11 protein-coding genes are annotated in these 14,173 nt (G+C 60.9%); 4 read left to right on the top strand and 7 right to left on the bottom strand.

What is annotated here, in order from left to right; all coding sequences use genetic code 11:
• Nucleotides 1-241: 241 nt before the first annotated feature.
• From cobG to cobJ, 4 genes are read left to right on the top strand one after another with little or no spacing between them, the layout of a single operon-like run.
• Complete coding sequence (cobG, locus tag BLW11_RS01495) at nt 242-1,573, top strand: precorrin-3B synthase (protein ID WP_241486135.1); 1,332 nt, start codon at nt 242-244, stop codon at nt 1,571-1,573.
• Nucleotides 1,566-2,192 carry a precorrin-8X methylmutase gene (locus BLW11_RS01490; protein WP_046810051.1) on the top strand — a complete coding sequence of 209 codons (627 nt, stop codon included), beginning with the start codon at nt 1,566-1,568 and terminating at the stop codon, nt 2,190-2,192. Before cobG ends, BLW11_RS01490 begins: the two co-directional genes overlap by 8 nt.
• Nucleotides 2,192-2,923: a precorrin-2 C(20)-methyltransferase gene (locus BLW11_RS01485; protein ID WP_048360262.1), complete on the top strand. Its 732-nt coding sequence runs from the start codon at nt 2,192-2,194 to the stop codon at nt 2,921-2,923. The genes BLW11_RS01490 and BLW11_RS01485 overlap by 1 nt, the downstream gene beginning before the upstream one ends.
• A complete protein-coding gene (gene cobJ, locus BLW11_RS01480) occupies nt 2,920-4,587 on the top strand; it encodes a precorrin-3B C(17)-methyltransferase (protein ID WP_048360261.1) in 1,668 nt (555 codons plus the stop codon). Before BLW11_RS01485 ends, cobJ begins: the two co-directional genes overlap by 4 nt.
• A 79-nt stretch (nt 4,588-4,666) precedes the next feature.
• On the opposite strand, the gene BLW11_RS01475 is transcribed toward cobJ, so the two are convergent.
• The 7 genes from BLW11_RS01475 to BLW11_RS01445 form a co-directional block, all read right to left on the bottom strand.
• On the bottom strand, nt 4,667-5,263 hold the full coding sequence (locus BLW11_RS01475; protein WP_048360260.1) for a MarC family protein: 597 nt from the start codon (nt 5,261-5,263) through the stop codon (nt 4,667-4,669).
• Nucleotides 5,264-5,330: 67 nt separating this feature from the next.
• Nucleotides 5,331-8,111: a hybrid sensor histidine kinase/response regulator gene (locus BLW11_RS01470; RefSeq protein WP_048360259.1), complete on the bottom strand. Its 2,781-nt coding sequence runs from the start codon at nt 8,109-8,111 to the stop codon at nt 5,331-5,333.
• Between the two features lie 99 nt (nt 8,112-8,210).
• Nucleotides 8,211-9,509: a phosphoribosylamine--glycine ligase gene (purD, locus tag BLW11_RS01465; RefSeq protein WP_048360258.1), complete on the bottom strand. Its 1,299-nt coding sequence runs from the start codon at nt 9,507-9,509 to the stop codon at nt 8,211-8,213.
• 179 nt (nt 9,510-9,688) lie between these two features.
• Nucleotides 9,689-11,296 carry a bifunctional phosphoribosylaminoimidazolecarboxamide formyltransferase/IMP cyclohydrolase gene (purH, locus tag BLW11_RS01460; protein ID WP_048360257.1) on the bottom strand — a complete coding sequence of 536 codons (1,608 nt, stop codon included), beginning with the start codon at nt 11,294-11,296 and terminating at the stop codon, nt 9,689-9,691.
• A gap of 81 nt (nt 11,297-11,377) precedes the next feature.
• On the bottom strand, nt 11,378-11,698 hold the full coding sequence (gene fis, locus BLW11_RS01455; RefSeq protein ID WP_019408796.1) for a DNA-binding transcriptional regulator Fis: 321 nt from the start codon (nt 11,696-11,698) through the stop codon (nt 11,378-11,380).
• Nucleotides 11,695-12,708: a tRNA dihydrouridine synthase DusB gene (dusB, locus tag BLW11_RS01450; protein WP_048360256.1), complete on the bottom strand. Its 1,014-nt coding sequence runs from the start codon at nt 12,706-12,708 to the stop codon at nt 11,695-11,697. The genes fis and dusB overlap by 4 nt, the downstream gene beginning before the upstream one ends.
• Nucleotides 12,709-12,905: 197 nt before the next feature.
• Nucleotides 12,906-14,144, bottom strand: coding sequence for a DUF3426 domain-containing protein (locus tag BLW11_RS01445; protein ID WP_048360255.1), 1,239 nt, complete (start codon nt 14,142-14,144; stop codon nt 12,906-12,908).
• Between the last annotated feature and the right edge of the window lie 29 nt (nt 14,145-14,173).

Below are 14,173 nucleotides of genomic sequence, written 5' to 3'. Positions count from 1 at the left end.
GTGCATGCATCTCGGACTACGGGTGGCAGGGGGCTGGAGGCATCGCCTTTTCTTCAGAATCACCCGGTCAAACCCGACGAATTGAGGCAGACACCGTGGTGTTGCTGCTTGCTCGCTCGTTCGGGCTCACCCGATATCGCCCCATGTGCATTCATTCCGTCCGGCAGGCTTTTCATGCGGCTGTCCAAAGCAGGCATAATGCGCCACCTGCAATAGCCCATTGCCTGCTCTGGATCGACCATTGACCTTGCCATCTGAAATTCCTGTCACGACGTCTGTGCGCCCTTCGGCTTGCCCGGGGTTATTGCGCATCGTCCAGGCACTGGACGGCGGTATTTGTCGGGTCAAGTTGGCCGGTGGCTCGATAACGGCCTTACAGGCGCTTGCGGTGGCTGATGTTAGCCAACGTTATGCCAGCGGCGTGATCGAGGCCACTAACCGGGGCAATCTGCAAATTCGAGGGGTAGGTGCGCAACATGCGGCGCTGATCAGCCCCTTGCTGGCGGCAGGGTTGGGGCCCGCCACGGCGGCCAGTGATGATGTGCGCAACCTGATGCTCAGCCCCGGTGCGGGCATCGATCGGGACCTGTTGGTCGATACCTGGCCTTTGGCGCGACAGATCCTCGCCAGCCTGGAAAGCACTCCGCGCTTTGCCGAGTTGTCAGCCAAGTTCGCCGTGCAACTGGACGGCGGCGAAGCGCTGGCGATGCTTGAGCATCATCACGACCTTTGGTTGTCTGCCTTTGATCAAAATGGCCAGACGTTGCTGGCCTTTGGTCTTGCGGGATGCCCGGCGCACAATCGCGCACTGGCTGCTGTGCCCATCGAACACGGGCATGAGTTGGTGCTGGCGGTACTCACGTTGTTCCTCGACGTGGCCCGCCCCGAGCAGATCCGTATGCGCCACCTGCTCAAGGAGCTACCGGTCGAGGCCTTTATGGCGCAGTTGGCACAGCGTCTGCGCATGCCGCTCGTTGCGCTCTCGACCTGGCAGCGTGAGCCCGGCGCGGCGTCCTTGCACATCGGAACTTATCCACAGCGTGAAACGGGCCGGGTCTATATCGGCGCTGTTCCGCCGCTGGGGCGGTTGAGTGCCGACATGCTCGAGGGCTTGGCGCAACTGGCGCGCGAGTATGGCGACGGCACGTTGCGGTTTACCCCGTGGCAAAGTGTACTGCTGCCCAACATGCGGGCAGCAGACGCGCCGACGGTGACGCACCAGTTACACGCGCTGGGGTTGTTGTGTGACGCGGCCAGCCCGTTGGCGCACCTGATCGCCTGCACCGGCTCCAGCGCTTGCGTCAAAGGCCTGGCCGACACCAAGCAGGACGCCCGCCAACTGGCCGCGAGCCTGTCGCAACCGCTGAATATCCATTTGACCGGCTGCCTGCGTTCTTGCGCGGCAGCCCATGTCGCGCCGGTCACATTGCTGGCCGTGGCGCCCGGTCACTACGACCTTTATTTACGTGCCCCAGAACAGCCGGGTTTCGGTGTTCTGTGTGGGCGCAACCTTACTATTGAAGCGGCGGGGGCCTGGCTTGAGTCCCGCCAACGGAGCAACACCGATGATTGATTACATCCGCGATGGTCAAGAGATCTATCGCAACTCGTTCGCCATTATTCGCGCCGAGGCCAACCTGGACAGCATCCCGGCGGATCTGGAAAAGCTCGCGGTGCGGGTGATTCATGCCTGCGGCATGGTCGATGCCATCGAGGACCTGCGCTTTTCGCCGGGTGCAGGCAAGGCCGGGCGCGACGCGCTGGCTGCTGGCGCTGCGATTTTGTGCGATGCGCGCATGGTCTCTGAAGGTGTAACCCGTACCCGCTTGCCGGCCAACAACCCGGTGATCTGCACCCTGCGTGAAGAAGGCGTGCCAGAACTGGCGCTGGAGAAGGGCAACACCCGTTCGGCCGTGGCCCTTGAACTGTGGCGCCCGTATCTGGAAGGCAGCGTGGTGGTGATTGGCAACGCGCCCACTGCGCTGTTCTATCTGCTGGAAATGATCGACGCCGGCGCACCGAAACCGGCCCTGATTCTGGGCTTCCCGGTAGGGTTTGTTGGCGCTGCCGAGTCCAAGGCAATGCTGGCCGCAGACAGCCGGGGCGTGCCGTTTGTGATCATGCAGGGCCGCCGTGGCGGCAGCGCGATGGCTGCGGCTGCGGTCAACGCACTGGCGACGGAGATCGAATAATGGCGCAACCAGGACGTTTGATCGGTCTGGGCGTTGGCCCGGGCGACCCTGAGCTGATTACCGTAAAAGCCCTGCGCCTGCTGCGCGAATCGCCGGTGGTGGCGTACTTCGTGGCCAAAGGCAAAAAAGGCAATGCGTTCGGCATCATCGAGGCCCATCTGCAAGATGAGCAGACGCAGATGCCGCTGGTGTACCCAGTGACCACTGAAGTGTTGCCGGCGCCGTTGTCGTACGAACAGGTGATCAGCGATTTCTACGATCAGGCCGCTGAGGAAGTGGCCGTGCATCTGGCCGCTGGCCGTGATGTGGCGGTGATCTGTGAAGGCGACCCGTTCTTCTACGGCTCCTACATGTACCTGCACGATCGTCTGGCCCAGCGCTTTGAAGCGCACGTGGTGCCGGGTGTGTGCTCGATGCTGGGCGGCGCTTCGGTGCTGGGCGTGCCGCTGGTGTATCGCAACCAGAGCCTGTCGGTGCTTTCAGGCGTACTGCCCCACGACGAACTCAAGTCGCGTCTGGCGGTTGCCGATGCGGCGGTGATCATGAAGCTGGGGCGCAACTTTCATAAAGTGCGCGAAGTGCTGGGCGAACTGGGCCTGGCCGAGCGTGCGCTGTACGTCGAGCGCGCCACCATGAGCAATCAGAAAATCGTGCCGCTCAATGAAGTCGAACCGATGTCGTCGCCTTACTTCTCGCTGATCATCGTTCCGGGCGAACGGTGGCAGGGATGAGTCGACCAGCGCCGGCCATTGTCATCCTGGGCACTGGCAGCCTGAACACTGCGCGGCGGATTCAGCAGCGCTATCCCGAGGCGCTGATTTATGGCCTGGCGGATCGCGTTGATGGCGTCGACCGTGTGTACAGCGATTTTGGCGCCACGTTGCGCCAGCTGTATCAGCAAGACACTCCGATTATTGCCCTGTGCGCAGCCGGCATCGTGATCCGTACGCTGGCGCCTTTACTGCTGGAAAAAGGCGCCGAGCCGCCGGTTCTGGCGGTCGCCGAAGACGCGAGCGCTGTGGTGCCGCTCTTGGGCGGGCTGGGCGGTGTGAACGATCTGGCGCGGGAAATTGCGTCGGCCCTGGGCGTGGCCCCGGCCATTACCACCAGTGGTGAGTTGCGTTTTGGCACCTGCCTGCTCAACCCTCCGAGCGGTTATGCCTTGGGCGATCTGGAGCTGGGCAAGCGCTTTGTCTCGGACTTGCTGGCGGGCGAATCGGTACGGATCGAGGGCGAGGCGCCATGGTTGGCGCGTGCGCAACTGCCTGAAAGTCAGCAGGCACGTTTGGCCATTCACGTCGGCAGCGCTGAGCGTGAACCAGCGGCTGATGAACTGATGATCTATGCGCGCACGGTGCTGGTGAAAGTGAGCGCTGATGTCTCGGCGCAAACGATTCGCGAGGCGTTGCATGACGCGAAGCTGGCCTGGCAATCGCTGGCCTGCATTGTTGCGGTCGACACCTTGATGGTCAGTGCACCGTTGCGTGAAGCAGCCCTCGAACTGGCGGTGCCGCTTCGGTTTGTCAGCGCGGATGAGCAGGACTTGCCTGGCGCCTGGCGTGAGCTGGACAACGGCATCTCGCTGGGCGTAGCGCCCGCGCCACTGGACCCGCAGCAGATTGGTCGGCCACGCGGGCGTTTGGCCGTGATCGGCCTTGGCCCGGGGGCTGCCGAGCTGATGGTGCCAGCGGTCAAGGCCGAGTTGGCCCGCGCCAATGACGTGTTGGGCTATGAAACCTATGTGCGCATGGCGGGGCCGTTCCGCGACGACCAGGTAATGCACTGCACCGACAACCGCGAAGAAATGCAGCGCGCACGCCATGCCTTTGAGCTGGCGGCGCAAGGCCGTTCGGTGGTGGTGGTGTCTTCGGGTGATCCCGGTGTTTTTGCCATGGCGTCCGCTGTGCTGGAGGCTTTGCACGAGTCCACGGACCCGCAGTGGCACAGCGTTGATCTTGAAATACTGCCCGGTGTGTCCGCGTCTCTGGCCACTGCTGCACAGGCGGGGGCGCCGCTGGGGCATGACTTCTGTGTGATGTCGCTGTCCGACAACCTCAAGCCGTGGAGCATTATCGAGAAGCGTCTGGATCTGGCGAGCGAAGCGGACCTGGCTCTGGCGTTCTATAACCCGATCTCCCGTTCCCGTCCGTGGCAGTTGGGCGTGGCGCTGGATATCGTCAGGCGTCATCGCACGCCTCAGACGCCGGTGGTGTTGGGCCGTGATATCGGCCGCCCGGGCCAGACCCTGCGCGTGACAACGCTGGGCGAGTTGACGCCGGATCAGGTGGATATGCGCACGATGGTGCTTGTCGGGTCGTCCACGACCTGTGTCTTCCCGCGTGCCGATGGTTCGGAGTGGGTGTACACGCCGCGCTGGTATGGCGAGAAGCCCTGAGCCCCGAGGGAGCTAGCCTGCTCGCGAAAGGCGCTGACACCGCTTCGCGAGCAGGCTAGCTCCCACAGTCCTGTGTGTTTCAGGGGATCATATAGCCCCTGATCCCGGTAAAGATGATCTGCGCTGCAAGGGCGCAGACGAACAGGCCCATCAAGCGGCTGACGATCTGCAATCCCTGTTCGCCCAGAATCCGTTCGATCCTGTTGGAAAGGTAAAGCACCACGCCGACTGTAAGGCTCGCCAGCGCAATGCTGACGATCGCCATCAGTTTGTCGTCCCAGTGGGGCTGGCTGACGCCCATGACCAGTAACGCACCGATAGTGCCGGGGCCCACCGTCAGCGGGATGGTCAACGGAACAATGGTCACGTCCTGCTGCACGTTGTCGGTCTGCACCGCTGATTTGCCTTGGGCCATGCCCAGTGCGGAGATAAACAGCACGCTGCCGGCGCCGATGCGGAAGGCGTCAACGGTAATGCCGAACACATTGAAGATCGCGCGACCGAACAGATAGAGCAGCACGCTGGAGATCAGCGTGGCCAGTGCCACCTTCCAGGCCAGACGGCGGCGCTCCTTGTTCGAGTAACCCCGGGTCAGGCTGATAAAGCACGACAGCACGAAAAACGGGCTGTAGAGCACCAGCATCTTCAAATACACACTGAACAACACATGGAGCATGGTCTGAGCTCACATCGAAGGAGGGCGCCGAAAGTCTATCAGGGCTTTGGCGGTCTGTCGGGCGCTTCTAGGAGTGTTGTGGGCGGGTTTGACGCAGCTCACGCTGTTCGACCCAAAACTCCACCAGTTCACGCAGTTGCGACAGTTCTACGGGTTTGGACATGTGCCCGTCCATGCCAGCCTGCCGGGCGCGTTCTTTGTGCTCGGTGAGGATGTGAGCGGTCAGCGCAACCACCGGGGTGCGAACCCGTTGATGGCTGACTTCCCAGGCGCGCAATTGCTCGGTGGCCGAAAAACCGTCCAGCACGGGCATTTCACAGTCCATCAGGACCAGGTCGTAGTGCTGGGCTTTCATTGCCTTCAGGGCTTCTTCGCCATTGCAGGCCGTGTCCGGGTGCAAGTTGAGCTTGCCCAGCATGCCGCGAATGACCTTGGTCGAGATGTTGTTGTCTTCGGCCACCAGAATGCGGAAGTCGCTCGGGACTGAAACCGGCACGGCGGCCGGGCCATTGGCCGGAGTGTGTGCGGTGGCATGGCCCTTGTTGCGCTGGGTCAGTTCATCGGCCAGGGTGGTTTTAAGGGTGTAGCCGGCCACCGGTTTGGCCAGGATGCGCTTGATCCCGCAGTTTCGCGCAATGATCTTGCTTGGCGCGTTGCTGATGCCGGTGAGCATGACCAGCAAGATATCGTGGTTCAGGCTCGGGTCTTCCTTGATCTTGGCTGCCAGCTGCATGCCGGTCATGCCGGGCATGTTCTGGTCCAGCAGCACGATATCGAAGTAATCACGCAAGTGCGCCTTGGTCCGCAGCAGGGCCAGGGCCTCTTTGCCCGACGCGGCGGCACTGACATTCAGGCCCCAGGCGGAGCATTGCTGCACCAGCACTTTGCGGCAAGTGTCGTTGTCGTCGACCACCAGCACCCGTGCGCCTTTGAGCGGGCTGTCCAGGTCCGATGTCGGGTGCTCAAGATGTTGCGGGTCCAGGGGCAGGGTCAGCCACAGGTTGCTGCCGGTGGTTTGCCCGGATTTGATGCCGAATTCGCCGCCCATCAACATGATCAGCTGGCGTGCGATCACCAGCCCCAAATGGCCGCCCAGGCGGGTCGCGGCAAGGAAGTTTTTGCTGTGCAGTTCGGCGTGCAACAGAGCGTCGCGCTCCTGTTCATCCATCGGTTCGCCGGAGTCTTGAATGGCAATGCGCAGACGCGGTGAGCCATTGCGATCCTCCAGGGCGACAACGATCAGGATCTCGCCTTCATCGGTTTTCTTCAGGGAGCTTTCCAGCAGGCTCAGCAGAGTTTGGCGCAGGCGTGTGGGGTCACCGCTGATCACCCGGGGTACTTGGGGCTGGATAAAGCTGATGAGCTCGACGTCCTGTTGCTCGGCTTTGGTGCGGAAAATGCTCAGGCAGTCTTCGATCAGGGCGTTGAGGTCGAACTGAACGTCGTCCAGCTCGATTTGCCCGGATTCGAGTTTGGAAATATCGAGGATCTCGTTAATCAGCGTCAGCAATTCGTTGCCCGCGCTGTGGATGGTCTGCACGTAGTCGCGTTGCTTGACCGACAGCGGCGTGCCCAGCAGCAGCTCGGTCATGCCCAGAACGCCGTTCATGGGGGTACGGATTTCATGGCTGATCTTGGACAGGAACTCGGCCTTGGCATTCACCTCGGCGTTACTGGCGGCCAAGTCGCGGCTGATGCTGAATTGGTCCTGGGTGATGCTGCGGTTGCGCTCGCTGACGGCAATACTCATCAAAAAACCGCTGATGCAGATGATCGACATCAGCGCCAGAACCAGCTCTTGCGGGGCGATCAGGGTCAAGCCCAACAGCGCGGGGAGAATCACCAGGGTGCCGATATTGAAAATCACCATCGCTGCGACAAACATGCGTGCCGGGCGATAGCCCTGTTGCCAGTGGTAAACCGAGACCGCCAGGATGCTGATGCTCGCCAGCCCGACCAGGGCGTAGGTGATGAGGTTAAGCGGCAGGTTGTCGATAAACAGCAACAGCAGGCCGCCGAGCGTGATGATCAAAATGTCCAGCAGCAGCAATTTGTGCAGCGGGTGCGAGCCGCGGTTGGCAAAAAAGCTGTAGGTAAACATCAGCCCGCAGGGGGCGGTCAGCAGCAGTGTCAGGTAGGCACCGGGGATGTGTGTACCGCTCCAGTTGGGGACCCAGTTGTCCAGCAGGTTCAGGAACAGTATTGAGCTGGTCATCAGCAGTGCTTCGCAGATGGCGAGCCATAGGCTGCTGGGCGAGCGGCTAAAGACGAAGCGAATGATGTTTTGCAGCAACAGCATCGAAATGCAGCCGAGCAACAGGCCATAGAGCAAGGGCTTGTTCTGGTTGGCGGCCAGCATGACGGCGGTGTCGAGGGTAATGTGGGGGCGCAGTTGATGGTCGGAGACCATACGCAGGTATACATCCAGCGGTTTGGCGCTTTGGGGCAGGGGCAACAGGTAATCACTGCTCGGCAGGGGTTTGTTGTCCAGAGGCAAAGCAGCACCGGTGTTGATTTCGCTGATCAGTTTTTGATCATCGAAAACGTACATGTCCAGACGGGCCAGATCGGGGGCGAACACCCGAAGGATCTGTTCGTGTTTGTCAGGTTGCAAGCGTACCCGCAGCCACAGGGCTTCACCGGGCTCGGCAGCGCTCAGGCGGGCAAGGTCGACGGGGCTGAACTGACTGGATAAACGGGGGGAGCGCACATCGTTGAGCTGCAGGCCAGCTTGTGGGTCTGACAGGACAGACCAACTGGTACCCGATGCAGCCTGCACAGGCATGAGACAGAGCAGGGTCGTCAGCAGGCTGACGATTAAAGTTGTGGCGATCCTTAGCCAGCGCACGGCGAAATCCCTTGGTAGATTGAAGCCAGATGATAACTATGCGCGGGGCTGGAATAGTTAGGCAAGGGCTGTGGGCCCTTGCCTATCCATGTGGAGCGCTTATTCCTGATCTTCACCGCGTTCGCGTGCAATGGCTCGGTAGCCAATATCGTTACGGTAGAAGCAGCCGTCCCACTCGATGGCCTTGGCCAGCTCGTAAGCCTTGTGTTGCGCTGCCTGAACGGTGTCACCCATGGCGGTTGCGCACAGTACACGGCCACCGGCGGTGACGACTTCGCCTGCCGCGTTGAGGGCAGTGCCAGCATGGAACACTTTGCCTTCCAGCTTGGCGGCCGCATCCAGACCGTGGATCACGGCACCTTTGGCGTAGTCGCCAGGGTAGCCGCCGGCGGCCAGCACGATACCCAGGCTTGGGCGCGGGTCCCATTGGGCTTCAACCTTGTCCAGCGCCTGAGCCAGTGCAGCTTCGATCAGCAACACCAGGCTCGATTGCAGACGCAGCATCACCGGTTGGGTTTCCGGGTCGCCGAAGCGGCAGTTGAACTCGATGACTTTCGGGTTGCCAGCCTTGTCGATCATCAGGCCGGCGTACAGGAAGCCGGTGTAGACGTTGCCTTCTTCAGCCATGCCGCGCACGGTCGGCCAGATCACCAGGTCCATCACACGCTGGTGAACTTCGGCGGTGACTACCGGAGCAGGGGAGTAAGCACCCATGCCGCCGGTGTTCGGACCGGTGTCGGCGTCGCCCACACGTTTGTGGTCCTGGCTGGTAGCCATTGGCAGGACGTTCTTGCCATCGACCATCACGATGAAGCTGGCTTCTTCGCCGTCGAGGAACTCTTCGATCACGACGCGCGAACCGGCTTCGCCAAACGCGTTGCCCGCGAGCATGTCGCGTACGGCGTCTTCGGCTTCGGTCAGGGTCATGGCGACGATCACGCCTTTGCCTGCTGCCAGGCCATCGGCCTTGATCACGATCGGTGCGCCGACTTTCTGCAGGTAAGCCAGGGCCGGTTCGATTTCAGTGAAGTTCTGGTAGTCGGCGGTCGGGATCTTGTGGCGTGCCAGGAAGTCCTTGGTGAACGCCTTGGAGCCTTCCAGCTGAGCAGCGCCAGCCGTCGGACCGAAGCAGTCCAGGCCACGGGCGCGGAACAGATCAACCACGCCGGCAACCAATGGCACTTCCGGGCCAACGATGGTCAGGGAGACATTCTTCTCGGCAAAATCAGCCAGTTGCTCAAGGGCCAGTACGTCGATGGCGACGTTCTCGCATTTGGCTTCAATGGCGGTGCCGGCGTTGCCCGGGGCAACGAAAACTTTAGCGACACGTGGGTCCTGAGCGACTTTCCAGGCCAGTGCGTGTTCGCGGCCACCGCTGCCAATGATCAAAACATTCATTTCAAAAACCTCGGATGACGCTGAATTCTGTGGAAACGCGGGTCAGACCTTGTAGCCGCTGCCGTCAGGCTGCGATCAACCGCAAGGCGGTTGCAGGATGTTCAGATCGCTGAAGACCCTTCGGGTCTTATCGCAGCCTATGGCCGCGGCTACACAGTCTGTGGCGCCTTCAATAATGCTTAGTGACGGAAGTGGCGCATGCCGGTGAAGACCATGGCAATGCCGGCTTCGTCTGCTGCTGCAATCACTTCGTTGTCGCGCATCGAACCGCCTGGCTGGATCACGGCGGTGATACCGGCCTTGGCTGCGTTGTCCAGACCGTCGCGGAACGGGAAGAACGCATCCGATGCCATGACCGAACCCTGTACTTGCAGACCGGCGTGCTCAGCCTTGATCGCGGCAATACGGGCCGAGTTTACGCGGCTCATCTGGCCAGCGCCGACACCGATGGTCTGACGGTTCTTGGCGTAAACGATGGCGTTGGACTTCACGTACTTGGCTACTTTCCAGGCAAAGATCAGGTCGTTGATCTCTTGCTCTGTCGGTGCGCGCTTGGTCACGACCTTCAGGTCTTCGCTGCCGATCATCTGGATGTCGCGGCTCTGCACCAGCAAACCGCCATTGACGCGTTTGAAGTCCCAGGCCGGGGCACGGTCTGCGCTCCACTCGCCGCAGGCCAGCAGGCGAACGTTGGCTTTGGCAGCCACAATGGCGCGTGCTTCTTCGCTCACGGACGGGGCGATGATCACTTCAACGAACTGGCGCTCAACGATGGCCTTGGCCGTTTCGGCGTCCAGCTCACGGTTGAAGGCGATGATGCCGCCGAACGCGGACTCGGTGTCGGTGGCGTAAGCCAGCTCGTAGGCCTGGCGAATGCCGCCTTCAGCGTCCGGGCTTACGGCCACGCCGCACGGATTGGCGTGCTTGACGATGACGCAAGCCGGTTTGACGAAGCTTTTTACGCATTCCAGCGCGGCGTCGGTGTCGGCCACGTTGTTGAACGACAGCTCTTTGCCTTGCAGCTGGGTAGCGGTGGCGATGCTGACTTCAGCAGGCTTGGCTTCAACGTAGAACGCCGCGCTCTGGTGCGGGTTCTCGCCGTAACGCATTTCCTGAGCCTTGATGAACTGGCTGTTGAAGGTGCGCGGGAACAGGCTGCGGCCTTCGGTGCTCAGGGTCTCGGCGGCCTGGTCAACAGTGCCCAGGTAGTTGGCGATCATGCCGTCGTAGGCAGCGGTGTGTTCGAAGGCCTTGAGCATCAGGTCGAAACGCTGTGCGTAGGTCAGGCCGCCGGCCTTGAGGTTTTCCAGAACGCTGGCGTAGTCGCTGGCATTCACCACGATGGCCACGTCTTTGTGGTTTTTGGCCGCGGAGCGAACCATGGTCGGGCCGCCGATATCGATGTTTTCGATAGCGGTCGGCAGGTCGCAGCCTGGCTTGGAGATGGTGGCTTCAAACGGATAGAGGTTAACGGCTACCAGGTCGATCGGCTTGATGCCGTGCTCGCTCATGATGTCGTCGTCGATGCCGCGACGGCCAAGGATGCCGCCATGGATTTTCGGGTGCAGGGTTTTCACCCGACCGTCCATCATTTCTGCAAAGCCGGTGTAGTCCGCGACTTCAACAGCGGCTACGCCGTTGTCTTGCAGCAGCTTGAAAGTACCGCCGGTGGACAGGATCTCGACGCCGAGGGCTTCCAGTTCACGGGCGAAATCAAGGATTCCGGTTTTGTCGGAAACGCTGATTAGAGCGCGGCGGATCGGCAGGCGGGTAGTCTGATCGGTCATCTCGATTTCCATCAAAAGCAAAGGAGTCAGCAAAAAAGGCGGCCCGTTTTACGAGGACGCCTTTCAGGTTTGATTGAATGCTTACAGCAGATCGTACTGTTTGAGCTTTTTGCGCAAGGTGCCGCGATTGAGGCCCAGCATCTCGGAGGCCTTGGTCTGGTTGCCCTTGACGTAGTTCATGACGCACTCGAGAAGGGGAGCCTCGACTTCGGAAAGTACCAGGTTGTAGACGTCCGTGACTTCAGCGCCCTCCAGGTGGGCGAAATAATTGTGCAGCGCCTTTTCGACACTCCCGCGAAGGGTCTGACCTTCTTCGCTCGGTGTATTGAGGTGCTGTTTCAAGTTGACGTTGTCGCTCACGGGCGTTGTTCCACTCACTAATGTCTCGGTCATCATCGTCATGCGGCCACCCATCCTTCGTCCCCTGTCACCAGGCTCTTGTGTCGTTCGGCGAAAAACGCCTGAACGTTGGCGCATTGTGCTTCCGTATCTTCTAAACGATTGAAGTGGGCGCGAAACTCCTTGGCGCCCGGCAAGGTTGCCAGATACCAGCCAACATGCTTGCGGGCGATGCGTACGCCCAGTACCTCCCCATAGAAGGTATGCAATGCAGTCAGATGCTCTAGCAGAATACGTTCCACTTCGCTCAACTCCGGTGCCGGCAACAGTTGCCCGGTACGCAGAAAGTGATCAACTTCGCGGAAAATCCAGGGCCGCCCTTGAGCCGCCCTGCCTATCAATAGTCCGTCAGCCCCGGTCGCATTCAACACGTGCAGGGCCTTGTGGGGTGAATCGATGTCGCCGTTGGCAAAGACCGGTATCGACACTGCCTGCTTGATCGCGGCAATGGTGTCGTACTCGGCTTCGCCGGTGTACAGGTCGGCACGTGTTCTGCCGTGAACCGCAAGCGCTGTGATCCCGGCTTGTTCGGCGATTTTTGCCACCGTCAGGCCGTTCTTGTTGTCCCTGTCCCAGCCGGTACGGATCTTCAGGGTAACCGGCACATCCACCGCAGCCACGACGGCCTGCAGGATCTCGTTTACCAGTGCTTCGTCTTTCAGCAATGCGGAGCCGGCGGCCTTGTTGCAGACCTTCTTTGCCGGGCAACCCATGTTGATATCAATAATCTGCGCGCCCAGCTCCACATTGGCCCTGGCGGCGTCTGCCAGCATTTGCGCATCACCGCCGGCGATCTGTACCGAGCGTGGCTCGGGATCACCGTCGTGAATCATGCGCAGGCGCGATTTGCGGCTGTTCCAGAGACTCATGTCACTGGTGACCATTTCCGAAACAACCAGGCCTGCGCCCATCCGTCGACAAAGCTGACGAAAGGGCTGGTCAGTGACGCCCGCCATGGGGGCGAGAATCAAACCGTTGTGCAATGTATATGGGCCGATGCGTACCGCCGACATAGGACTTCCCTGTTGTGGGGCCGGATCTTGGGAGTTCGAAAAAGGGTTGGCATGATACCCGCTCTCGATGACTGGTTAAAGTCGCAATTGGATGATTTTTGAACAATTAGCCACAAGACACAAACCGCAAGCGGCAAGTCGGGGGCGAACAGCCCCGCACTTGCCGCTTGCGGTTTGTAACTCAAAGCGTAGCGCGGTTATTCGGGAGAGTGAAAACTCAGGCTGTAGTTCACGGCCTTGGGGCCCGGGTCGAGGATGTCCAGGGCAATGTGGATAGGGGTTTGCGGGGGCATTTCGGCTTTTGACAGATCCCCGGTCAGGTATTCGCCGGGTTTGAAGCGACGACTGGCGATCATTTTGCCGTTGATGTCGGCGAAGCGCAGTTCCAGCAGCGGGAAAGGCTGGGAGAACGGTGCGCGGTTGTAGAGGATGGCATCCACCACCAGCGCACCGGCGAACTCTGGGTGGCTGCGCACCACCAGATTGCTGCTTTTGATCCGGTCGATATCGACTTTGGACGGCACGGTACAGCCGATCTGGGGGCACAGTTGCTGGAAGATCGGGCGGTACTGGTCCTGGCGCGCCAGTTCGTCGAAGTGATTGGCGATGTATTGCCCGGCCAGTGCAGCGCCGGCCAGTAGCACCAGCAAGATCCAGAGCAGGCGCTTGCCCCAGGGCGTGCGGCGTTTTTTCCAGTCCAGGTGCAAGGGGTCGTCGACCAGGTCGAGCAACGCCTCGTCGCGTATGGCCGGTTCGCTGCGCTGGTGCTTGTCTTTGCCTACCGGCGCCAGCTCAGGGAGTTCGTCGTCCTCGTCATCGGTCGCAGACAGGCGTTCGCCTGGCAGCGGCGGGTCGAGGTCGTCGTCCACCGAAAGCTTGAGCGGCGGGGTATCGTCCGGCTCATCGAGGTCCAGAGACAACGACGGTTCGGTACGCCCGGTTTTGGCAAGCTCTACCGCTTGCTCGGTCACCTTGGCGGTCTCGGCGCGATCTGCCGCAGAGTCGCTGAACAGGCTGTCAGCCCATTGGGCTTCTTCTGGCTCGGACGTTTCGCGACTGGCGCTCAACGAACTGCTTTTGACCTTGTGTGGCTGGCCGAAGCTTTTGCTGGGCTGGATTTCACGCTCTTCGAGACGCGCGAGCTCTTCGTCCAGATCCAGATGGTCGAGGTCCAGTTCGCTGCTCTGCCAGAGCGCCGGGGTGGCCGCTTTGGGCGCGGCAGGCGGTTCGACGGCCGCGGGCGTTGCCACAGGAGGTGTCGCTACGGCAGGCGGCTGCTCTGTTTCAGTGCTTTGGTTCAGCAGTTGCTGTGCAGCATTGAACACTTGCAGGCAGGCGCCACAGCGCACCACTCCGCGAGCCATGCCCAATTGGGCGTGGCGTACGCGAAAGCTGGTCTGGCAATGTGGGCACTGTGTAACGAAGCTATCGCTCATGCGGCCATCCGGGTTAGGCAGACGTGCAT

The organism is Pseudomonas deceptionensis (genome assembly GCF_900106095.1).
GTDB classification, from domain to species: Bacteria; Pseudomonadota; Gammaproteobacteria; order Pseudomonadales; family Pseudomonadaceae; genus Aquipseudomonas; species Aquipseudomonas deceptionensis.
Note: the sequence above shows the minus strand (reverse complement) of the source record. Positions and strands in the feature narration are given on the sequence as shown.

What these genes read in the sequence shown, in the direction of transcription:
- BLW11_RS01485 (WP_048360262.1), top strand. Translation starts at nt 2,192, where the DNA reads ATGGCGCAACCAGGACGTTTGATCGGTCTGGGCGTTGGCCCGGGCGAC.
- cobJ (WP_048360261.1), top strand. Translation starts at nt 2,920, where the DNA reads ATGAGTCGACCAGCGCCGGCCATTGTCATCCTGGGCACTGGCAGCCTG.
- BLW11_RS01490 (WP_046810051.1), top strand. Translation starts at nt 1,566, where the DNA reads ATGATTGATTACATCCGCGATGGTCAAGAGATCTATCGCAACTCGTTC.
- fis (WP_019408796.1), bottom strand. Translation starts at nt 11,698, where the DNA reads ATGACGATGATGACCGAGACATTAGTGAGTGGAACAACGCCCGTGAGC.
- dusB (WP_048360256.1), bottom strand. Translation starts at nt 12,708, where the DNA reads ATGTCGGCGGTACGCATCGGCCCATATACATTGCACAACGGTTTGATT.
- BLW11_RS01475 (WP_048360260.1), bottom strand. Translation starts at nt 5,263, where the DNA reads ATGCTCCATGTGTTGTTCAGTGTGTATTTGAAGATGCTGGTGCTCTAC.
- purD (WP_048360258.1), bottom strand. Translation starts at nt 9,509, where the DNA reads ATGAATGTTTTGATCATTGGCAGCGGTGGCCGCGAACACGCACTGGCC.
- BLW11_RS01445 (WP_048360255.1), bottom strand. Translation starts at nt 14,144, where the DNA reads ATGAGCGATAGCTTCGTTACACAGTGCCCACATTGCCAGACCAGCTTT.
- purH (WP_048360257.1), bottom strand. Translation starts at nt 11,296, where the DNA reads ATGACCGATCAGACTACCCGCCTGCCGATCCGCCGCGCTCTAATCAGC.